Source organism: Pseudomonas sp. LB3P14 (assembly GCF_054898045.1).
Genome location: NZ_CM142714.1, coordinates 3,597,313 through 3,618,434 on the forward strand (window position 1 = coordinate 3,597,313; position 21,122 = coordinate 3,618,434).

The window sequence follows — 21,122 nt, forward strand, 5'->3', positions numbered from 1 at the left end:
TAGCATGCCGCGCATATTTGGAGGACCCATGGTCGAACACGATTTCCGCTATAGCCTGATGAACCCGCAACACACCCTCACCGAATGCCGCGCCCTTGTGCCGGGGCGTTATCAAGTCACCGGCAACGGCGGCTCGATTCGTAATAACGACGTGTTGGTTGTGACCCTCAAGGGTGCCAAGGACTTGTCCATGCGCCTGACCGTCGAAACGGTTCGCCACCTGATCAACCCGCCCGGCCAATGGGTCGCGGTGGCCAGTGGTCCGGTGTTCGGCGAACTGGCGATCCACACCTGGAAAGTCAACTGCGACAGCTGCGCCAAAGAGCTGAGCTTCGAGTTCGCGGTCGACGCCAAGCTGGGCAACAAGGCTGAAAAGCCGGCTGCCACTGCACGGATCGCCGAGTTGGGCTGGACCACTATCGCCGAGAAGCACCTGTGCCCGAAATGCCAGGAGCCTGCGTGATGAAACGCCTTGCTCTGACCGCGATGGTTGGCGCCAGCCTGCTGGGCTGCGCCGCCGAGCCGGTTCAATTGCAACAGAACCGCAGCTACATTCTGGAGTGGATCGGCGAACGTCCATTGATGGACTACAGCCACCTGACCGTCACCCTCGGTGAAGACGGTCGCGCCTATGGCAACGGCGGCTGCAACCACTGGTTCGCGCCGTACACCCTGGAAGGCGACAAGCTGAGCTTCGGCAAAGTCGGCAGCACCCGCAAACTGTGTGCGCCGGCGTTGATGGAGCAGGAAAAGCGTTTCCTCCAGGCGTTGGAAAACGTTCAGCGTTGGGACGTCTCGCCAATCGAGCAGATGCGCTTTTGGCCGGCGGAAGGGAAGCCGTTGCGTTGGTGGCTCGAAGAGGGTTGATCCCTCTAGCTGATCGTAATGATCGTGACGCAGAGCGTCACAGGATGCATTCCCACGCGGAGCGTGGGAACGATCAGCGCAATTAGTTCTTCGCCTGCAACGCCTCAAGCTTCGCCATCACCCCCGCCGCCGTCTGCTCGCCCATCAGTTGCTCCCGCACCTTGCCCTTGTTATCGATGATGTAAGTCACCGGCAACGCCTCGCTGCGCGGCAACTCAAAAAGATCGGCCGGATCAGAAGCCAGCACGGTGAACTTGATCCCCAGCTTCTCGCTGGCGCTTTTCAGCTCTTCACCCTGCACGTTGTCGAAGTTGACCCCGAACACCCCAATCTTCTTGTCCTTGAGTTGATCGGCCAAGGTGTTCAATTCCGGGATTTCGGTCCGGCACGGCCCGCACCATTCAGCCCAGTAATTGAGCACCAGCCATTGTTTGTCCAAACGTTCGGCAGCGACTTTGTGGCCATTCTGGTCGATGCCATAGTCGTTACCGCAGCCCCCCAGCATCAACGTGCCCATGATCGCCAATGCCGTTGCCAGTCGCCTAGTCATGTCGTGATCCTTGTTCAAAATTGAATGCGCCTGCGACCCATCGCCTCCCAAGGTTCTGGATTACGCGCTGCACAGTTAGAATAGCCGTCACCTTACGCAAGATGCGAACCGCACATGACCGATCTGACGCTTTATCACAACCCGCGCTGCTCGAAATCCCGCGGTGCGCTCGAACTGCTCGAAGCCCGTGGCCTGACCCCGACGGTGGTCCGCTACCTGGAGACTCCGCTGGACGCCGTGCAAATCCAGAGCCTGCTGACCAAGCTGGGCATCAGCGCCCGGCAACTGCTGCGTACCGGTGAGGACGAGTACAAAACCCTCAACCTGGCCGACAGCAGCCTCAGCGAAGCGCAATTGATTGCCGCCATCGCCGCCAACCCGAAACTCATGGAGCGACCGATTCTCGAAGTCGGCGACAAAGCCATCATCGGCCGGCCGCCGGAGAATGTGCTGGAGTTGCTGCCGTGAGTGCGCCGTACATTCTGGTTCTGTATTACAGCCGCAGCGGCTCGACCAATGAAATGGCCCGGCAGATTGCCCGGGGCGTCGAGCAGTCCGGGATGGAAGCGCGCCTGCGCACGGTGCCGCCGATTTCCACCGAGTGCGAAGCGGTGTCGCCGGACATTCCGGACGAAGGCGCGCTGTACGCCAGCCTCGACGACCTGAAGAACTGCGCAGGCCTGGCCATGGGCAGCCCGACCCGGTTCGGCAACATGGCGGCGCCGCTCAAGTATTTCCTCGACGGCACCAGCAACCTGTGGCTGACCGGCGCTTTGGTGGGCAAACCGGCCGGGGTCTTTACCTCCACCGCAAGCCTGCACGGCGGTCAGGAAACCACGCTGCTGTCGATGATGCTTCCGTTGCTGCACCACGGCATGCTGATCACCGGCCTGCCGTACAGCGAATCGGCCCTGCTGGAAACCCGCGGCGGCGGCACGCCTTACGGCGCCAGCCATCACGCCGGGGCCGATGGCAAACTCGGTTTGAATGAACATGAAGTCGCGCTGTGCCGGGCCTTGGGTCTGCGCTTGGCCAAGACTGCACAGAAACTGGAGCGCTAACGTGGCCAAGAAGCCGAAGATTCTGCCCTCCATCGAATGGCTCGAACCCAGGGTTCGAGCGATGCGCATCATCAGCCTGCTGTGCTTTTTCGGTCTGGTGGGGCTGCTTTGCGCCTACTACCTGGTGGTCGCCGACCTGCACGGCGCAAGGCCGTGGGTGATTCTGCTGATCGAACTGGTGCCGCTGCTGTTGCTGGCGCCGGGGATGATTGTCGGCAGCGCGCGCGGGCATTCATGGATGTGTTTTGTGGTGAACCTGTATTTCACCAAGGGCGCATTGGCCGCGTATGACCCGAACCGACAGTTGTTTGGTTTGCTGGAGATGGGCGCGAGCCTGGCGGTGTTCTGCTCGGCGCTGTTGTATGTGCGGTGGCGGTTTCAGTTGAACCGCAAGTTGGCGGGTGAAGGCGAAACCTCCGTCGCCTGACCGCCCCCACAGTGATCGTTCCCACGCTCCGCGTGGGAATGCATCAAGTGACGCTCCGCGCCACAGGGACGCAGAGCGTCCCGGGCGGCATTCCCACGCAGAGCGTGGGAACGATCTTCCGCTTCAATGATTGACGGTATACGCCAGCATCATCGAAATCTGGCTCATCGCCCGACCGCCACTCTGTTCATGCCACTGGTTGAACACATCCTGTACCAACGCCAGATCCCGCAGACTGGTCGGCACCTTGTCGACAATCTTCTGCGCATTCAACGCCGCGACCACGTCGTAGCTCGGCACAAACGTATCCTTGCCCACCATCCGCAAGAATCGTGGCGCCGACAACCCGCCCAATTGATGCCCACGTTTTTTCAGGTAGGTCCACAGACCGACGATATCCGTGACCGGCCAATCGGCGATCAACGCGCCGAAGCTGCCCTTTTCATGCGCGACGTCGAGCACGAACTGCGCATTGCGCGGCACGCTCTTGAGCTTGCCTAAGTGGCGAATGATCCGCGCGTCCTGCATCAAGCGCTCAAGGTGTTCGGCGCTCATCAGCACGACTTTTTCCGGGTCGAACTTGAAGAACACTTCTTCGAACGCCGGCCATTTGGCGTCCACCAAACTGTGCTTGAGCCCGGCGCGGAATACGCGCAGCGCCATGGTCGAGAGGTAGCGGTCGTCGCTGATCTTGCGCAATTGCGCCGGGGTTTTCGGAACGGGCAGATGGGCTTCCAGTTCAGCCGCTGAACCGAAGCGGTTCAGACAGTATTCGTGCAGCCACTTGTAATCGCGCATGCCCTCTCCTGATGAGTAAGTGAATAGACCCATGTGGGAGCCAGCCTGCTGGCGATAGCGGCGGGTCAGTCAACAATGATGTGTCTGACCCGCCGCTATCGCCAGCAGGCTGGCTCCCACAGTGATTGTGTTTAGAGGTTTACAACGTTGACGAAGCGCGAAGCTGCGGTTTCGTCGATGCGCAGGCTGGTGAAGTCGAACAGGTTGCGGTCCGCCAGTTGCGACGGGATCACGTTCTGCAAGCTGCGGAAAATGCTTTCGGTCCGGCCTGGTGTTTTGCGCTCCCACTCCTGAAGCATGTCCTTGACCACCTGCCGTTGCAGGTTTTCCTGGGAACCACAGAGGTTGCACGGAATGATCGGGAATTGCTTGAAGTCCGAGTAGGCCTGGATGTCTTTTTCGTTGCAGTAGGCCAGCGGACGGATTACCACGTTGCGGCCATCGTCGGCCCGCAGCTTCGGCGGCATGGCTTTGAGCGAACCATTGAAGAACATGTTCAGGAAAAAGGTCTCGACGATGTCGTCACGGTGATGACCGAGGGCCATTTTGGTCGCACCGATTTCGTCGGCGAAGGTGTAGAGCGTGCCCCGACGCAGGCGCGAGCACAGCGAACAGGTGGTCTTGCCTTCCGGGATCAGCTCCTTGACCACCGAATAGGTGTCTTTCTCGACGATGTGGTACTCGATACCCAGCGCTTTGAGGTAGGCCGGCAACACGTGCTCAGGGAACCCCGGCTGCTTCTGGTCCATGTTCACGGCCACGATCTCGAACTTGATCGGCGCGACCTTCTGAAAGTGCATCAGCACGTCGAGCAGGGTGTAGCTGTCCTTGCCACCGGACAGGCAGACCATGACCTTGTCGCCGTCTTCAATCATGTTGAAATCGGCAACAGCCTCACCGGCCTGGCGGCGAAGGCGCTTTTGCAGTTTGTTCTGGTTGACCGTAAGAGTGCCCATGACGCGAAATCCGTGAGGTGTGACGAAAGGTCGGCATTTTACGCAAAAACGCTTCGGGGGCGAAGAGCCTCTAAGCGACAGACCCTGCGGCGATTAACAGGCGTGTTTACAGCGCGATTTGCTCTAACACCCTGCAACCTGCGCCGTTAAGACCTTTCTATACTGCGACATAAGGTCACACACATATCCAGACCTTTTCCTTTCTCGGCCACTTTGGCCCGTAAGCGCTCCACTGGGGGGCGACGGTAAAAACAAGAGGAGTGACTGGCATGATCCATCACGTAGTGGGGCTCTTCACCCACCCTGACCAAGAATGGAAAGAGATTCGTGGCGACCAGGAGGAAAGCATCAGCCACATGTATCTCACCCACACCCTGATCCTGGCGGCGATTCCCGCTGTATCAGCGTTTATCGGCACCACTCAGGTCGGCTGGGTCATTGGCAGTCGAGCGCCGGTGATGCTGACGGTGGAGAGTGCGTTATGGATGACGGTCATGTCGTACCTGGCGATGCTCGGCGGTGTTGCGGTAATGGGCGCATTCATCCACTGGATGGCTCGCACCTATGACGCCAACCCGAGCCTGGCACGCTGCATTGCCTTTGCAACCTACACCGCGACACCGCTGTTCATCGGCGGTCTGGCGGCGCTGTACCCACACATGTGGCTTGGGATGATCGTCGGCACCGCGGCCATCTGCTACACGGTGTACTTGCTGTATGTGGGGCTACCCACTTTCATGAACATTCCATCAGACGAGGGATTCCTGTTTTCGAGTTCGGTGCTTGCCGTAGGCCTGGTGGTGCTGGTGGCCATCATGGCGTTCACTGTGATTGTCTGGGGACTCGGCGTGGGGCCGGTCTATACGAATTAGCAACACTTCACCCAAAAACTAGATCTGCCAACACAGGCCGCCGCAAGGCGGCCTTCTAATGCTAAAGGATAGAAAACGGTGACGACCATTCGGCGCCTCGGCGATTCGCAAGGCTCGAGGGTTGCGGCATACTCGACGTCTCTGGAGATCCATCAAGCATGCCCGAGCAACTTAATACCCGCGTCGAAGACTGTTACCAACTCGCTGAATCCTTTTTCAAACGACCTTTCAAACGCCCCGTGGTGAGCCTCAAGCTGCGTGGTCAAAAAGCCGGTGTCGCGCATTTGCACGAGAACCTGCTGCGCTTCAATCCGCAGCTGTACCGGGAAAACACCGAGGACTTCCTCAAGCAAACCGTGGCCCACGAGGTCGCGCACCTGATCGCCCATCAACTGTTCGGCGACCGCATTGCGCCCCACGGTGAAGAGTGGCAGCTGATCATGCGCGGCGTGTACGAACTGCCGCCCAATCGCTGCCACACCTACGACGTCAAACGTCGCAGCGTGACCCGCTACATCTACAAGTGCCCGTGTGCGGACAGTGATTTCCCGTTTTCGGCCCAGCGTCATGGTTTGGTGCGCCAGGGGCGGCGGTATTTGTGTCGGCGGTGCCGGAGCACGTTAGTGTTCAGTGGGGAGATGCGGGTCGAGTAGTTAGATTGATCGTTCCCACGCTCTGCGTGGGAACGCATCCCGTGACGCTCTGCGTCACAGTGGACGCGGAGCGTCCATGGCGGCATTCTCACGCGGAGCGTGGGAACGATCTATACGACGACCTTGGCAAGCCGCAATTCTGCAATCCGCTCAGCGCTATACCCCAACTCCCCCAACACCTGATCCGTATGCTGCCCCAGCGTCGCGCCAATGTGCTTAGGCTCGGGCAACCCTTGCGAAAACTTCAACGGGCAGGCCATCTGCGCCTGACTCGTCCCATCCCCTCGCGGCACTTCAGTCACCAGGTCCCGCGCCTTCAACTGCGGATGCCGCACCGCTTCGCCCACGCTCAACACCGGCTCCACGCAAGCATCGACGCCGGCAAACAGCGCGCACAACGCGGCAAAGTCATGCGTCTCGAATTCGGCTTTCAGCTCATTCTTGAGCGCTAGTTGCTCCGCAGGCTTGGGAGAGAGCCCCTTGGCCGCGAGTTCCGGCCGACCCAGCGCCGTGCACAATTGCTGCATGAACGCCGGCTCCAGACTACCCACCGACAACCAACGCCCATCGCGCGAACGGTAATAGTCGTAGAAGCTGCCGCCATTGAGCATCTGATTCTCCCTCCCCGGTTCCTCACCGCAGGCCAGATAACCGGCGCCGGCCATGGCGTTCAGGCTGAACGCGCAGTCGGTCATGCTCACATCCAGATGTTGCCCCAACCCGGTTTGCTGCCGGGCGATGACCGCCGCCAGCAACCCGATCACCCCGTGCAACGAGCCACCGGCGATATCCGCCACTTGCATACTCAACGGCAACGGCCCGCTGTCGGCGCGGCCGGTGTAGCTCGCCAGCCCCGCCAGCGCCAGGTAGTTGATGTCGTGGCCGGCGCGGTCCTTGTAGGGACCGGTCTGGCCGTAACCAGTGATCGACACGTAGATCAGTTTCGGATTGATCGCTTTCAAGGCGTCATAACCCAGGCCCAATCGCTCCATCACGCCGGGGCGGAACTGCTCCAGGACGATGTCGTAGTCCTGCAGCAACTGCTTGATCACCTCCAGCGCCTCAGGCTGCTTGAGGTCCAGCGCCAGGCTGCGCTTGTTGCGATTGAGGTAGGCGTGGCTGGCGGAGACGCCCTGATCGTGAGGCGGCAATACCCGCAGCAGGTCCATGCGCGTTGGCGATTCGATGCGCAGCACCTCGGCGCCCATGTCCGCCAGCAATAACGAGGCAAACGGCCCCGGCAGCAGTGTCGAGAAATCCAGAACCTTGAGTGATGCCAGTGGACCGAGCATGGGCGTTCTCCGTAAACGATGCCTCCAGACTAGGCAGCCAACGACATTGCAGCAATCACCTTATGCATCAGATGCGCTGACCGTTGCGCTCAAATCCCAGGCATGAAAAAACCCGCCGAAGCGGGTTTTTTCAGTGCGGCCGTCTTATTTGACGTTGGTTGGAGTTGCCCCTTCGACGTGGCCCAGAACATCGTCTTTAGGCTCGTCGGAGATACCGCGACCGCCAGAAGCCAATTCAGCGTGCATCACGTCGGTGTCCAGCTCCTTGACCCACTTGGCCACAACCAGCGTGGCAACCGCGTTACCGACCAGGTTGGTCAGGGCACGGGCTTCGGACATGAAGCGGTCGATACCGAGGATCAGTGCCAGGCCGGCAACCGGCAGGTGACCCACGGCGGACAAGGTGGCAGCCAATACGATGAAGCCACTACCGGTCACACCGGCGGCGCCTTTGGAGGACAGCAGCAACACCACCAGCAGCGTGATCTGGTGAGTGATGTCCATGTGGGTGTCGGTTGCCTGAGCAATGAACACTGCCGCCATGGTCAGGTAGATCGCAGTACCGTCGAGGTTAAACGAGTAACCGGTCGGGATCACCAGACCCACGACGGATTTCTTCGCGCCCAGACGCTCCATTTTGATCAGCATGCGTGGCAGCACCGATTCCGAAGAAGAAGTACCCAGCACGATCAACAGCTCTTCACGGATGTAGCGAATCACTTTCAGCACGCTGAAGCCGTGAGCGCGAGCGATACCGCCCAGCACCACCAGAACGAACAACAGGCAAGTGATGTAGAAGCACGCCATCAACTGACCCAGTTGCACCAGCGAGCCAACACCGTAGGCACCGATGGTGAACGCCATGGCACCGAAGGCACCGAGTGGCGCGAGTTTCATGATCATGTTGATGATGTTGAACATCACGTGGGCGAAGCGATCGATGAAGTCCAGGATCGGCTTGCCGTAGGCACCCAGGCGATGCAGGGCGAAACCGAAGATCACCGAGAACATCAGCACTTGCAGGATATCGCCCGTGGCGAACGCGCCGACGATGGTGGACGGGATCACGTTCAGCAGGAAGCCAACGACGCTTTGATCAGCACCGGCCGCTACATAGGCCGCGACTTTGGAGGCATCCAGCGTGGTGACGTCGATGTGCATGCCGGCACCCGGCTGGATGATGTTGACCACCACCAGACCGACCAGCAATGCGATGGTCGAAACGATTTCGAAGTACAGCAGCGCGTAACCGCCGGTCTTGCCGACCGATTTCATGTTCTGCATGCCCGCGATACCGCTGACGACGGTGCAAAAGATGATCGGCGCGATGATCATTTTGATCAGTTTGATGAACCCGTCACCCAGCGGCTTGAGGGCTACACCGGTCTGTGGGTAGAAGTGACCGAGCAAGATGCCGATGGCGATAGCAACGATCACCTGGAAATACAAGGATTTGTACAGTGGCTGACGAGTCGTCATTGCAAAGTTCCTCAAGAGTGCCCGGTGACAACATCCATCTGTTGCCCAAGACACTTCAATTGCGAACCCTCCTGCACTGGAGGGATTTGTTTTGTCGAGCTGCGCAACGGCAGGCATCTGCGGGTTGTATCGCAAGGCCCGTGCCACCTTCGTCAAAAAGCCTGCAAGCCTTTTGACATCAAGGGTTACAGGTTTTTCCTGGTCACTGCTCGGTGACAGAGATGTGGCGGATTTCCGCCCACCGGCCAAATCACATCCTACAATTTGGCGGATATCCGCCTTGTTCATCGTCGGCCACCACGGCTACCATCCTGCCGTTCAATGGACGGACCTGCCTTCTATGCGCGAACGCACCATCGCCAGTCATTTCGCCCGTGCCGCCCTCGGTGGTGCGCGCCGGTTGGGTTATGACTATTCACACCTGTTGCAACAACTGGGCATCATCCCTGAGTTGCTTGACGAACCGCGTGCGCGAATTGCACCTGAGCAGTTCACCCGGTTGATCCAGGGTTTGTGGCTGGCGCTGGACGACGAGTACTTGGGTTTCGGGCCGGTGCCGAGCAGAACCGGCAGCTTCGCCATGATGTGCCATGCCGTGATCCACTGCCGCAATCTGGAAAAAGCACTCCATCGCGGCTTATTGTTTTATAGCCTATTCCCCGAGGGGCCGCGTCTGACCCTGACCCGCGAAGACGAAATGATCCGCCTCAGCCTGGATGATTCGCAGTTCCGTGACCCGGATCACTTCCTCACCGAGAGCCAGCTGATGGTGTGGCATCGACTCGGCAGCTGGCTGATCGGCCAGCGCATTCGGCTGGAGCAGGCGACGTTCAGCTACCCGAAACCCGAGCATGGCGCCGAATACGATTTGCTATTCCCCTGCCCGTTGGAATTTTCCGCCGCGCAGAGCAGCCTGCTGTTTCACAGTCGTTACCTGAACATGCCTTTGTTACAGGACGAACGGACGCTCAAACATTTCCTCGAACACTCTCCCGCCGACCTGTTGTCACGCCCGGATGACGGCGACAGTTTGAGCAGCCAACTACGCCGGTTGCTCAGCCGCGACAGTTCACGTTGGCCGGACCTGGAAACGGTGGCCGCGCACTTGCACATCAGCCCGCAGACCTTGCGCCGGCATTTGCGCGAAGAAGGGTCGAGTTTTCAGGAATTGAAGGATCAGCTGCGCAGGGACATTGCGATTTATCACTTGGGGCGTGCGGATTTGTCGTTGCAGCAGATTGCCGAGCATCTGGGGTTTTCCGAGCCTTCGGCGTTTCATCGGGCGTTCAAGAAGTGGACCGGGTTGACGCCTGGCGCCTACCGCGCCCAAGAAAACTAGAGCCACTGATCGTTCCCACGCGCAGCAAAGCTCCGCGTTCCAGCTCTCGAGAGGGACGCAGAGCGTCCCGGGCTGCATTCCCACGCGGAGCGTGGGAACGATCGTTTACTGTGGATCGATGTTATCCAGCGCCCGATTTACCGCCAGCTCCCCCAGCATGATGATTTGCGCAATACCCAACAGCGAATGGCGACTCGGCCCCTCCATATGATCCGCCAGGTCCATGGTCATGACATTGGCCGAGGCCAGCGACTCGCAAGCGTGGGCCAGCAAGGTTTCGGTATCGAGCTCCGGGTTGACGATGAACATGGTGCCGGGTGTGCGCGGGGTGGCTTTGATGTGGGCAGCCGGGTTGAGGTGGTTTTAAACACCGCCTAATGATCGTTCCCACGCTCCGCGTGGGAATGCAACCCGGGACGCTCCGCGTCCCTGCCGAAGTGGACGCGGAGCGTCCGGGGAGGCATTCCCACGCGGAGCGTGGGAATGATCGGGAGCAGCGGTCACACCACCGGAAAATGAATCCGAAACGCCGCCCCGCCCATCGGCGAATCCCCCAGCATCAGCTTCGCGTTGTAGCTCTCAATAATGTCCTTGACCACCGCCAGCCCAATCCCCTGCCCCGGATGCTGACGATCCAGCCGTTCGCCGCGCTCAAGAATCCGCGCACGTTGGTCCTGCGGCACGCCCGGACCGTCGTCCTCGATGCACAGTTCAACCCCAGCCAGGCTTTCACGCACGCTGATGCGCACTTCGCCCAGGCACAGGCGATAGGCGTTTTCCAGCAGGTTGCCCATCATTTCCAGTAAGGCGCCCTGCTCGATCGGCACATAACACTGCTCCGGCAAATCGAAAGCGACCCGCACGCGTTTGTCGCGGTAGACCTTGTCCAGGGTGTCGCAGAGGCTTTGCAGCACGGGGCGCAGGCGCACTTGGTGGCGCACCAGACCGCTTTTGCGCAGGCTGGCGCGTTGCAGTTGATAGCTGATCTGCTGGCTCATGCGCTCGATCTGAGTTTGCAGCACCCAGGCCTGATCGCGATCTGCCGGGCGCTGGGCCATGTCTTCGCTGACGCCTTGCAACACGGCCAGCGGGGTTTTCAGGCTGTGGGCCAGGTCGTCGAGGGAATCGCGATATCGGCTGCGTTGTTCGCGCTCGCTGTGCAGCAAGCGGTTGAGGGAGCCGGTCAGGCGCAGCAGTTCGCGCGGGTGTTGTTCGCTGAGACTTTCGCGGGTGCCGCTTTCGATTTCGTCCAGTTCCTGACTGAGCCGGCGCAATGCCTGCAAGCCCCAGGTCAGGCCGATCCACAGCAACGCGAGCAACACCAGCAACGCTGCGCCGAAGCCCAGATACAGGTTTTCCCGCAGGCCTTCGAGGGTGTCTTCGTATTCGCGCACCGGTTGCAGCGCGACGATGCTGAACGCCGCGCTCTTGCCACCCAGCAGTTTGACCTCGACGTCATAGACGAAGAATTCCTGGCCGTTGGCTTCGGTGATCCTCGCGAACTCGTTACCGCGTCCGTCATAACGCGGTTTGTAATTGATGTTTTCTTGCTGGGTGCCCTTCGAGCGCCAGACCAGGTGAGCTTCGCGGTCATAGATGTAACCGAGCAAACGGCTGTCAGTGAGGTTGAAGCGCTCATCGGGCAACTGCGCCGGCATCTGCAAGCGGTTGCCTTCCACTCGTGCGGCGGAGATCAACGTGGTGACGTCCGACGCCAGGCGTTGCTCGATCGAATCCTGCAACGCCAGGCTGAACGCACCCTGCATGGCTGGCAGCAGCGCCAGCATGAACAGCACCGCCAGGAGGGTGGCGGCGAGCATCAAGCGGACACGAAGGGAACGAATCAAGTGCAGCGCTCATTGAACAGGTAGCCGAGGCCACGCACGGTATCGATCGGTTTGAAGCCGGCCGGGCCTTCAAGTTTGCGGCGCAGACGACCGACCAGCACTTCGATCACGTTCGGATCGCGCTCGTCATCGTCCGGGTAGAGCTGTTCCATCAAGCGGTCCTTGGCCACCACTTGCTGGTGATGACGCATCAGGTACTCGAGGATTCGGTACTCATACGCGGTCAGCGCCAGCGGTTGTTCATCGAGGGACGCCTGTTTGCGATTGAGGTCCAGCAGCAATGGCCCGGCGACGATGGTCGACTGGGTGAAACCGCTGGAGCGGCGCAGCAAGGCATTCAGGCGCGCGTCGAGTTCTTCGAACTGGAACGGCTTGACCACGTAATCGTCGGCGCCGGCAGCGAGGCCTTCGACCTTGTCCTGCCAGTTGCCGCGCGCGGTGAGGATCAGGATCGGAAAGGTCTTGCCGCGCGAGCGCAGCTGACGGATCAGGTCGAGCCCGCCCATGCCCGGCAGGCCGAGGTCGATCACCGCCAGGTCATGGTTGAACTGCTCGGTCTGGTACAGCGCCTCCTCGGCATTGGCCACGGACTCGACCACGTGGCCGCTGTCCGTCAGGCGGGTTTGCAGGTGATGGCGCAACAGCGCTTCATCTTCGACGACCAGCAGTTTCATAACGCTCTCCCGGGCAAATCAACATCTCCAGTGGCACAACGGCGCTTCACGATGGCTAACATGGCGACTGGCTGTGGTAGGACAGATCGTAGCGGCCCATGAGGTCTTCCTGACGGAGTTTAATGCCATTGTGCGAGACCGACACGTTGTCGTAAGCGGCGTAATAACTGCCCTCGTTGCTTTGTTGGCCTAGACGCACGCGCCAAGCGCTGTCATTGCCAGCCACGCCGTCAATGTTCGAGCTGTTCAGGGCGTGGGACTTTTTGACCTTGTCGCTGGTCTTCCCAAGAGTAAGGCTGGCGAAATTGTCGTCAGAAGCGAGCGCCGCGGTACTCGCGCTCAGGACGGTAAACGCCAGAAGCAGGTTCTTAAAGCCAGTCATTAGGGAGTTTCCTCATGCGCTACGTGCTTTTTGGGTACGGGCAAGGTTACTCAACCGGCCCTGAACTCACCCTGAACGCACTCTGAACCGGAGCTGAATCAAATCGACCAGGCTGTTGTGATCACTTTCTTGCAGGAGATTCGACCATGCGTATTTTCCTCGCCCTCGTATTAATGGCCCTGAGCGGGTTCAGCCAAGCCGCCATCAAGACCCAGGAAATCCCCTACCAAAGCACCGACGGCACAAAATTGATCGGCTATTACGCCTACGACGATGCCATGAAAGGACCGCGCCCAGGTGTTGTGGTGGTGCATGAATGGTGGGGGCTCAACGAGTACACTAAGCGTCGCGCCCGTGATCTCGCCGGTCTGGGCTACAGCGCACTGGCCATCGACATGTATGGCGACGGCAAGAACACTGAGCATCCGAAGGACGCCATGGCGTTTATGCAAGTTGCATTGAAAGACAGTGGCGCAGCGAGTGCGCGCTTCCAGGCCGGGCTCGATCTGTTGAAGAAACAGCCGCAGACCAATCCGGACAAACTTGCGGCCATCGGTTATTGCTTCGGTGGTGGTGTGGTGCTGAATGCCGCACGTCAGGGCTTGCCGCTGGCGGGCGTGGTGAGTTTCCACGGGGCATTGGCGACCAAAACGCCTGCCACACCGGGTAGCGTGAAAGCAAAAATCCTCGTCGAACATGGCGCTCTGGATAGCATGATAACGGCGGATAACGTTGCGGCCTTCAAGGCCGAGATGGACAAAGCGGGCGCCGATTACCAGTTCGTCAGCCTTGAGGGCGCCAAACATGGGTTTAGTAACCCTGATGCGGATCGTCTGAGTCATGGCGATCATGCTGGGCCGGATATTGGCTATAACAAAGCCGCGGATGAGAAATCCTGGGCGGACATGCAGGCGTTTTTCAAGAAGATTTTTGGTTGATCAGACAAAACGAGTGATGGCGTTCGCGGGCAAGCCTCGCTCCTACAGGGACGATGCAACTCCGTAGGAGCGAGGCTTGCCCGCGAAGAACGATAACGCGGTCTAACGTCAGGGCTACCCAGCAACAAGGCAACCCGGCAAAATGCCCGACATGAATCCCGCCCCCGCCCTACCCGTCTGCTGCACCCCACTCGATGCCCATTGGCCGCTGCCGTTTGCGCTGGCCGATACGGTGTTGTTGAGCACTCACTTCGATACCTCGCAACTGGCCAGCGATGATTTCCAGCGCAGCGCCATCGAGCCGCCGCCCACCATCCAGCGTTCGGTCGCCAAGCGTCAGGCTGAGTTTCTCGCCGGGCGGGTGTGCGCTCGGGCTGCGTTGCAACAGTTGGAAGGGCTGAGCTTTATCCCGGCCATCGGCGAGGACCGGGCACCGGTGTGGCCGACGCACATCACGGGCTCGATTACCCACAGCACCGGCCGGGCCTCGGCGATTGTCGCGAAGAAAGCCCACTGGCGCGGCTTGGGGATGGACCTGGAAAACCTGCTCAACCCTGAACGGGCCGAACGCCTGTCCGGGGAAATCCTCACCGCACCTGAGTTGCAACGCATGACCGCCGGCCGTCGCGATCAGTTGGCGATGCTGGTGACCCTGACGTTTTCGGTGAAGGAAAGCCTGTTCAAGGCGCTTTATCCGATCGTTCAGCAGCGTTTTTATTTTGAGCACGCCGAAGTGCTGGAGTGGACCGAGAGCGGTGAAGTGCGACTGCGGTTGCTGACGGATCTGTCCAGCGAGTGGCGCAATGGCACTGAGCTGGATGCGCAGTTCGGGGTTGTGGATGGGCAGTTGTTGAGTCTGGTCAGCATCAAGGCCTGAGGATCTTCAGTGTTTGGAAGGGCCTCTTCGCGGGCAAGTCGGATCGCCGCACCGCTCGCTCCTACAGAATGTGGAACCTGTAGGAGCGAGGCTTGCCCGCGAAGGCGATAGACCAGACAACCAGGATCTCAACGCTTCTCCTGATGCCTCGGCCAACTCAGGCTGAAACACGCCCCGCCCAGGCTTTTGCTCTTGCTGATCAACGCCCGGCCATCATGCCAATGGATGATTCGCCGCACGATGGACAACCCCAACCCATGCCCGCCCGAGGCGCGGGTGCGACTGTCATCGAGGCGCAGGAACGGCGTGAAAATCTTCTCCCAGGCCATTTCCGGCACGCCCGGCCCATCATCCTCGACATCCACCCGACAGCGCTGTTGCCCCACCTGATAGCTGACGGTCACCCGTGATTGAGCGTGGCGCATGGCATTGCTCACCAGGTTCTGCAGCGCCCGGTGCAGGTAGCGCGGCTCGGCCTCGACCCACGCGTCGTCGTTGTCAGCGGCGGACAGGCACAACCCGCGCTGCACCGTGACCTCGGCGCGTAACGGCGCCAGTTCTTCGATCACCTGACTGACCAACGCATCCAGATCGATCCGCTGAAAATTCAGCGCCGGTGAGCCCTGCTCCAGTCGTGCGTAAGTGAGCATCTCATCCACCAGGCGATCGAGATCTTCGATGTCGTGGTCCATGCCTTCACAGTATTTTTCCAGCGCCTGCGGCGTGGTGGCCGAGCCGATCATTTCCAGACCAAAACGCAGGCGTGCCACGGGTGTGCGCAGCTCATGAGACACGGCGCGCACCAATTCACGCTGGATCGCCAGCAACTGCTGCAAGTGCTCGGCCATGCCGTTGAACGCCGAGGCCAGCCGTCCCACCGAGTCCGCACCGCGTGCCGGTACGCGGGTTTCCAGACTGCCCTTGGCGATGCGTGTGGCGGCCGCTTCCAGGCCACGCAAACGGCGCTCAAGTTGCCGCACCAACAAATAGACGATCAAACCGATCAGGCTCAACCCAAGCGCGGCGATCAGCACCAGCCACTCCGGCGGATAAGGATTCATCTGATACAACGGACCGATTTCCAGCACCCACGGTGTACCGACCATGCCAGCAAACACCCGGATCGAGTCGCCGCCCTTGCCCAGCGCCATCACCGTGTCGCCCTCAGACACCCGACGACTCTGGTCCTCGTCCATGTCCGCCTGTTCGACCGTAACCAGCCGCAAATCGAAACCAAACCCTTTGTCACGCTTCAACTGCGCCAGGCGCTCGGGTTGCTCGCCCACCGGATAGCGCACCAGTTCATCGGCCAGCAGGTAAATAGTCGCCCGGGCCAGTTGCTCGCTGATCTGCTGGACTTCCCCCGTCAGCACCAGTTGTTCCTTGTCGCTGACCAACCGGTAAACCTTCGCCGCATGCGGGCCGGTCTGTTCCACCAGCGCCTGACCGTGCAGCACTCGGGTGCGCTGGGTGAGGTCGAGGTCGGTCTGGGCAAAGGTCTTCAGCGCCAGAGGAATTCCCAGCAACCGCTCCCACACCACCACGGCACGGTGGCGCTCGGTCTCGTTCATCGGGCTCAGGTTGTCGGCCATCAGCGAGAACGTGCCGTGGGCCAGGCGTTCGCGGTACTGCTCGCCGCGCACCTGGTTGAGCAAGTGCAAGGCCAGCACGCCGAGTACCGCCACCAGAATCAGCGCCGCGCACATGCCACCGTAAATACGCAGGAAGATCGAGTTCACAGCGTGCAGGCTTCCGGAACGAACAGATAACCTTTACTGCGGACGGTCTTGATCAGCCGCGGATGCTCCGGGTCATCGCCGATTTTGGGGCGGATGCGCGAGATGCGCACGTCGATGGAACGGTCCTGGCCGTCATAGCCAATGCCGCGCAGCGCGGTGAAAATCTCTTCCCGGGACAGGATGCGCCCGGCGTTGGCCACCAGCAGCCAGAGCAGATCGAACTCGGCGCTGGTCAGTTCGATGCCGTTGTCATTCAGCCAGGCTTCGCGCAATGCGTTGTCCACCACCAGCGGACCGAACTGCAGGCGCCGTTGTTTTTCCGGCGCCACTTCAGGGGCTTCACTGCGTCGCAACAGGGCCTGGATGCGCGCCAGCAGCAGACGTGGGCGAACCGGTTTGCACACGTAGTCGTCGGCGCCCAGGTCCAGGCCAAGAATTTGATCGGTGTCGTCGGTGCGGGCGGTGAGCATCAGGATCGGGCCGTCATACTTGTCGCGGACCTTGCGGCAGATGCTCAGGCCATCTTCGCCCGGCAACATAAGGTCGAGGATCACCAGGTCCGGCTGCTCCTTGATGATGCGGGCCGCCGCCAGGGCGCCATTGCCCTCGATCGACACGCGCAGGCCATTGGCTTCCAGGTAATCGCGGGTCAGTTCGGCCAGACGCTGGTCGTCCTCCACAATCAATACCTGCCAGGCTTCTTGCTCCACGGTGACCTCTGCTTGCCAACAACGCTAATAAGGAAGGATCCACCCGTCTTTTTTGTAATGATGGGGGAGGATAAGAATGCATCTGCATTGGCCGATTGTATAAACGTCGCTCGCCGAGAACACAAGCCGGTAAATGCGTTCGGACAACCCGGATTTTTGTGATAGGGTTCGCGCCCTTAAAAATCCGAATGACTGTTTTCAATCGCTGAAAATCAGTGAAAAACGGTCCGCTCCCGCTAGGTCGCGGCCTACACGCCTGTTCCCTCTTTCACACACAATTTACGCACAGGTTTATCCACAGGCAGTACGTTGCAACACCCTCCAAAACGCATTATCTTGTAGCACGGCGCCAAAAAAACCCTACATGTAGGGTTTTGGCTTAAAAAGCCCAACCACATTTCAGACCAGAAACTCAAGCGCTTTATTGCTGTTTATGGTTGAACCAAGCGTGATTTTACAAGCCCAAACCGCACCTGCGGATGGCACCGTTTTTAAAGGCCAGAACAGCCAGAACGGTACGGGTGTTGCAGTCATTACTGTCACCCTGAATGGAATCCGGTTTCGAGCCCACGCTCGCGACCAATGACTTCGGCAAGGAAGCGGCATCATTAGCCTTTTCCTACTGTCCCGAAGTTGTTATGCCCGACGCCCGTCGGTTGTAGTGCTTCAGGACAGAACGGTGGGCACCGTGATGGTGCCCAAACAAACATAGAGAATGTGGAGACACCCATGCAAACCGACACAACTCGCGAGAACCCGCAGGGTACCTTGCCGCAGGCCGCTGATTCGACTTCGGATCTGTCCGCCACCGCGCCTGGCCAGCTGCGCGTGATCAAGCGTAACGGCACTGTCGTTCCTTACACCGATGACAAGATTACCGTCGCCATCACCAAAGCGTTTCTCGCAGTTGAGGGCGGCACCGCTGCCGCTTCGTCGCGAATCCACGACACCGTTGCCCGTCTGACCGAACAAGTCACCGCGACCTTCAAACGTCGCATGCCATCGGGCGGCACGATCCACATCGAAGAAATCCAGGACCAGGTCGAACTGGCCCTGATGCGTGCCGGCGAGCAGAAAGTTGCCCGCGACTACGTGATCTACCGTGACGGTCGCTCGAAAGAACGCGCCGCCCACGCACCGGCCGAAGAAGCAGTCAACGCTCACCCGTCGATCCGCATCACCCGCGCCGACGGCTCCTTTGCGCCTCTGGACATGGGCCGCCTGAACACCATCGTCACCGAAGCGTGCGAAGGCCTTGCAGAAGTCGACGGCGACCTGATCCAGCGCGAAACCCTGAAAAACCTGTACGACGGCGTGGCCCTGACCGACGTCAACACCGCTTTGGTGATGACCGCCCGTACCCTGGTCGAGCGTGAGCCGAACTACTCGTTCGTGACCGCTCGCCTGCTGATGGACACCCTGCGTGCCGAAGGCCTGAGCTTCCTGGAAGTCGCCGAAAGCGCCACTCACCACGAGATGGTCGACCTGTACGCCAAGGCCCTGCCTGCCTACATTGCCAAGGGTATCGAATTCGAATTGCTGAACCCGGTCCTCGCTACCTTCGACCTGGAAAAACTCGGCAAGGCCATCAACCACGAGCGCGATCAGCAGTTCACGTACCTGGGTCTGCAAACCCTGTACGACCGTTACTTCATCCACAAGGACGGTATCCGCTTCGAACTGCCGCAAATCTTCTTCATGCGCGTGGCCATGGGCCTGGCGATCGAAGAGAAGCAGAAAGAAGACCGCGCCATCGAGTTCTACAACCTGTTGTCGTCCTTTGACTACATGTCGTCGACCCCGACCCTGTTCAACGCGGGCACCCTGCGTCCACAGCTGTCGAGCTGCTACCTGACCACCGTGCCGGATGACCTGTCGGGCATTTACCACGCGATCCACGACAACGCCATGTTGTCGAAATTTGCGGGCGGCCTGGGCAACGACTGGACGCCGGTTCGTGCACTCGGTTCGTACATCAAGGGCACCAACGGCAAATCCCAGGGCGTTGTTCCGTTCCTGAAAGTGGTGAACGACACCGCCGTTGCCGTTAACCAGGGTGGCAAGCGCAAAGGCGCTGTGTGTGCCTACCTGGAAACCTGGCACATGGACATCGAAGAGTTCATCGAACTCCGTAAGAACACCGGTGATGATCGTCGTCGTACCCACGACATGAACACCGCCAACTGGATCCCTGACCTGTTCATGAAGCGCGTCTTCGATGACGGCAAGTGGACCCTGTTCTCGCCGTCCGAAGTGCCGGATCTGCACGACCTGACCGGCAAGGCCTTCGAAGAGCGTTACGAGTACTACGAAGCCCTGTCCGAGTACCCGGGCAAGATCAAGCTGTTCAAGACCATCCAGGCCAAAGACCTGTGGCGCAAAATGCTGTCCATGCTGTTTGAAACCGGCCACCCATGGCTGACCTTCAAAGACCCGTGCAACCTGCGCAGCCCGCAGCAGCACGTCGGCGTGGTCCACAGCTCGAACCTGTGCACCGAGATCACCTTGAACACCAACAAGGACGAGATCGCCGTTTGCAACCTGGGCTCGATCAACCTGCCGAACCACATCACCAACGGCAAGCTCGACACCGCCAAGCTGGAACGCACCGTGAACACCGCCGTTCGCATGCTCGATAACGTTATCGACATCAACTACTACTCGGTGCCACAAGCGAAGAACTCCAACTTCAAGCACCGTCCGGTCGGTCTGGGCATCATGGGCTTCCAGGACGCGTTGTACCTGCAGCACATTCCATACGGTTCCGATGCTGCCGTCGAGTTCGCCGACAAGTCGATGGAAGCGGTCAGCTACTACGCGATCCAGGCTTCCTGCGACCTGGCCGACGAGCGCGGCGCCTACGAGACGTTCCAGGGTTCGCTGTGGTCCAAAGGCATCCTGCCGCTGGATTCGCAACAGATCCTGATCGAGCAACGTGGCCAGAAGTACATCGACGTTGACCTGAACGAATCCCTGGACTGGGCACCGGTTCGTGCCCGTGTGCAGAAAGGCATTCGTAACTCCAACATCATGGCCATCGCACCGACCGCGACCATCGCCAACATCACTGGCGTATCGCAGTCGATCGAACCGACCTACCAGAACCTCTATGTGAAATCGAACCTGTCGGGCGAATTCACCGTGATCAACCCGTACCTGGTTCGCGACCTGAAGGCTCGCGGTCTGTGGGACTCGGTCATGATCAACGACCTGAAGTACTACGACGGTTCGGTGCAACAGATCGAGCGCATCCCGCAAGAACTCAAAGAGCTCTACGCGACCGCCTTCGAAGTGGACACCAAGTGGATCGTTGACGCGGCCAGCCGTCGTCAGAAGTGGATCGACCAGGCTCAGTCCCTGAACCTGTACATCGCTGGCGCATCGGGCAAGAAGCTGGACGTGACCTACCGCATGGCCTGGTACCGTGGTCTGAAAACCACTTACTACCTCCGTGCCCTGGCCGCGACCAGCACCGAGAAGTCGACCATCAACACCGGTAAGCTGAACGCTGTTTCCAGCGGCGGCAACCACGGTGAAGATTCGGTCCTGGCAGCGCCTGCCGGTCCTGCTCCAGTGCCGAAGGCTTGCGCCATCGACGAGCCGGATTGCGAAGCTTGCCAATAAGCTGAGCCGGGGCGCTGCAAGGCGCTTACTCGAAACC

General features: G+C 59.8%; 21 protein-coding genes and 2 pseudogenes. 11 read left to right on the forward strand and 12 right to left on the reverse strand.

All coding sequences use genetic code 11. From position 1 onward, the window contains the following. Positions 1-28 precede the first annotated feature (28 nt). Both ACYZT5_RS16710 and ACYZT5_RS16715 read left to right on the forward strand, forming a co-directional pair. Entirely contained in the window at positions 29-463 is a 435-nt protein-coding gene (locus tag ACYZT5_RS16710) for a hypothetical protein (protein WP_462052042.1), read from the forward strand. Beyond that, complete coding sequence (locus ACYZT5_RS16715; RefSeq protein WP_462052043.1) at positions 463-867, forward strand: META domain-containing protein; 405 nt, start codon at positions 463-465, stop codon at positions 865-867. The genes ACYZT5_RS16710 and ACYZT5_RS16715 overlap by 1 nt, the downstream gene beginning before the upstream one ends. Positions 868-949: 82 nt before the next feature. Here ACYZT5_RS16715 and ACYZT5_RS16720 read toward each other — a convergent pair whose 3' ends face one another. After that, positions 950-1,417, reverse strand: a complete 468-nt coding sequence (locus ACYZT5_RS16720) for a TlpA disulfide reductase family protein (protein WP_462052044.1) — start codon at positions 1,415-1,417, stop codon at positions 950-952. A gap of 114 nt (positions 1,418-1,531) precedes the next feature. On the opposite strand from ACYZT5_RS16720, the gene arsC reads away from it, so the two are divergent. From arsC to ACYZT5_RS16735, 3 genes are read left to right on the forward strand one after another with little or no spacing between them, the layout of a single operon-like run. Continuing rightward, positions 1,532-1,885, forward strand: coding sequence for an arsenate reductase (glutaredoxin) (gene arsC, locus ACYZT5_RS16725; RefSeq protein ID WP_462052045.1), 354 nt, complete (start codon positions 1,532-1,534; stop codon positions 1,883-1,885). Beyond that, a complete protein-coding gene (gene wrbA / locus ACYZT5_RS16730; protein ID WP_461977859.1) occupies positions 1,882-2,478 on the forward strand; it encodes an NAD(P)H:quinone oxidoreductase in 597 nt (198 codons plus the stop codon). Before arsC ends, wrbA begins: the two co-directional genes overlap by 4 nt. 1 nt (position 2,479) lies before the next feature. Then, entirely contained in the window at positions 2,480-2,905 is a 426-nt protein-coding gene (locus ACYZT5_RS16735; protein ID WP_462052046.1) for a DUF2069 domain-containing protein, read from the forward strand. A 123-nt stretch (positions 2,906-3,028) separates the two neighbouring features. Here ACYZT5_RS16735 and ACYZT5_RS16740 read toward each other — a convergent pair whose 3' ends face one another. Then, positions 3,029-3,703, reverse strand: coding sequence for a DNA-3-methyladenine glycosylase I (locus tag ACYZT5_RS16740; protein ID WP_462052047.1), 675 nt, complete (start codon positions 3,701-3,703; stop codon positions 3,029-3,031). A 131-nt stretch (positions 3,704-3,834) separates the two neighbouring features. Continuing rightward, the gene (gene ttcA / locus ACYZT5_RS16745; protein ID WP_462052048.1) at positions 3,835-4,659 is read right to left on the reverse strand and encodes a tRNA 2-thiocytidine(32) synthetase TtcA; all 825 of its coding nucleotides are present in this window, start codon (positions 4,657-4,659) and stop codon (positions 3,835-3,837) included. A 269-nt stretch (positions 4,660-4,928) separates the two neighbouring features. Here ttcA and ACYZT5_RS16750 point away from each other — a divergent pair, with 269 nt between their 5' ends. Both ACYZT5_RS16750 and ACYZT5_RS16755 read left to right on the forward strand, forming a co-directional pair. Continuing rightward, on the forward strand, positions 4,929-5,531 hold the full coding sequence (locus ACYZT5_RS16750; RefSeq protein ID WP_462052049.1) for a Yip1 family protein: 603 nt from the start codon (positions 4,929-4,931) through the stop codon (positions 5,529-5,531). A gap of 158 nt (positions 5,532-5,689) precedes the next feature. Beyond that, positions 5,690-6,184 carry a SprT family zinc-dependent metalloprotease gene (locus ACYZT5_RS16755; RefSeq protein ID WP_462052050.1) on the forward strand — a complete coding sequence of 165 codons (495 nt, stop codon included), beginning with the start codon at positions 5,690-5,692 and terminating at the stop codon, positions 6,182-6,184. Positions 6,185-6,294: 110 nt separating this feature from the next. Here ACYZT5_RS16755 and ACYZT5_RS16760 read toward each other — a convergent pair whose 3' ends face one another. Then, a complete protein-coding gene (locus ACYZT5_RS16760; protein WP_462052051.1) occupies positions 6,295-7,476 on the reverse strand; it encodes a CaiB/BaiF CoA transferase family protein in 1,182 nt (393 codons plus the stop codon). A gap of 144 nt (positions 7,477-7,620) precedes the next feature. After that, a complete protein-coding gene (locus tag ACYZT5_RS16765) occupies positions 7,621-8,955 on the reverse strand; it encodes a dicarboxylate/amino acid:cation symporter (protein ID WP_462052052.1) in 1,335 nt (444 codons plus the stop codon). A 340-nt stretch (positions 8,956-9,295) separates the two neighbouring features. On the opposite strand from ACYZT5_RS16765, the gene ACYZT5_RS16770 reads away from it, so the two are divergent. After that, complete coding sequence (locus ACYZT5_RS16770; RefSeq protein WP_462052053.1) at positions 9,296-10,294, forward strand: AraC family transcriptional regulator; 999 nt, start codon at positions 9,296-9,298, stop codon at positions 10,292-10,294. 105 nt (positions 10,295-10,399) lie between these two features. Here ACYZT5_RS16770 and ACYZT5_RS16775 read toward each other — a convergent pair. The 4 genes and pseudogenes from ACYZT5_RS16775 to ACYZT5_RS16790 form a co-directional block, all read right to left on the reverse strand. After that, a pseudogene (locus ACYZT5_RS16775) lies at positions 10,400-10,651 on the reverse strand (DUF6124 family protein); the annotation flags it as partial. A gap of 143 nt (positions 10,652-10,794) precedes the next feature. After that, on the reverse strand, positions 10,795-12,141 hold the full coding sequence (locus tag ACYZT5_RS16780; protein WP_462052054.1) for an ATP-binding protein: 1,347 nt from the start codon (positions 12,139-12,141) through the stop codon (positions 10,795-10,797). Next, on the reverse strand, positions 12,138-12,815 hold the full coding sequence (locus tag ACYZT5_RS16785; RefSeq protein WP_008029360.1) for a response regulator: 678 nt from the start codon (positions 12,813-12,815) through the stop codon (positions 12,138-12,140). Before ACYZT5_RS16785 ends, ACYZT5_RS16780 begins: the two co-directional genes overlap by 4 nt. Before the next feature lie 76 nt (positions 12,816-12,891). Then, positions 12,892-13,197 (reverse strand): annotated as a pseudogene (locus ACYZT5_RS16790) (hypothetical protein); the annotation flags it as partial. Between the two features lie 146 nt (positions 13,198-13,343). Between ACYZT5_RS16790 and ACYZT5_RS16795 the strand changes: the two are divergent. Together ACYZT5_RS16795 and ACYZT5_RS16800 are read left to right on the forward strand one after the other, a co-directional pair. Then, positions 13,344-14,135 carry a dienelactone hydrolase family protein gene (locus ACYZT5_RS16795; RefSeq protein ID WP_462052055.1) on the forward strand — a complete coding sequence of 264 codons (792 nt, stop codon included), beginning with the start codon at positions 13,344-13,346 and terminating at the stop codon, positions 14,133-14,135. A gap of 151 nt (positions 14,136-14,286) precedes the next feature. Then, positions 14,287-15,012 (forward strand): 4'-phosphopantetheinyl transferase family protein, encoded by a 726-nt coding sequence (locus tag ACYZT5_RS16800; RefSeq protein WP_462052056.1) that lies wholly within the window; start codon positions 14,287-14,289, stop codon positions 15,010-15,012. 128 nt (positions 15,013-15,140) lie between these two features. On the opposite strand, the gene ACYZT5_RS16805 is transcribed toward ACYZT5_RS16800, so the two are convergent. The 3 genes from ACYZT5_RS16805 to ACYZT5_RS16815 all read right to left on the reverse strand — a co-directional run bounded on the left by ACYZT5_RS16805 (position 15,141) and on the right by ACYZT5_RS16815 (position 17,995). Continuing rightward, entirely contained in the window at positions 15,141-16,751 is a 1,611-nt protein-coding gene (locus tag ACYZT5_RS16805; protein ID WP_462052057.1) for an ATP-binding protein, read from the reverse strand. Then, positions 16,748-17,461, reverse strand: coding sequence for a response regulator (locus tag ACYZT5_RS16810; protein WP_462052058.1), 714 nt, complete (start codon positions 17,459-17,461; stop codon positions 16,748-16,750). Before ACYZT5_RS16810 ends, ACYZT5_RS16805 begins: the two co-directional genes overlap by 4 nt. Before the next feature lie 399 nt (positions 17,462-17,860). Then, on the reverse strand, positions 17,861-17,995 hold the full coding sequence (locus ACYZT5_RS16815; RefSeq protein WP_462052059.1) for a hypothetical protein: 135 nt from the start codon (positions 17,993-17,995) through the stop codon (positions 17,861-17,863). 195 nt (positions 17,996-18,190) lie between these two features. Here ACYZT5_RS16815 and ACYZT5_RS16820 point away from each other — a divergent pair, with 195 nt between their 5' ends. Beyond that, entirely contained in the window at positions 18,191-21,085 is a 2,895-nt protein-coding gene (locus tag ACYZT5_RS16820; RefSeq protein ID WP_462052060.1) for a ribonucleoside-diphosphate reductase subunit alpha, read from the forward strand. Positions 21,086-21,122 lie beyond the last annotated feature (37 nt).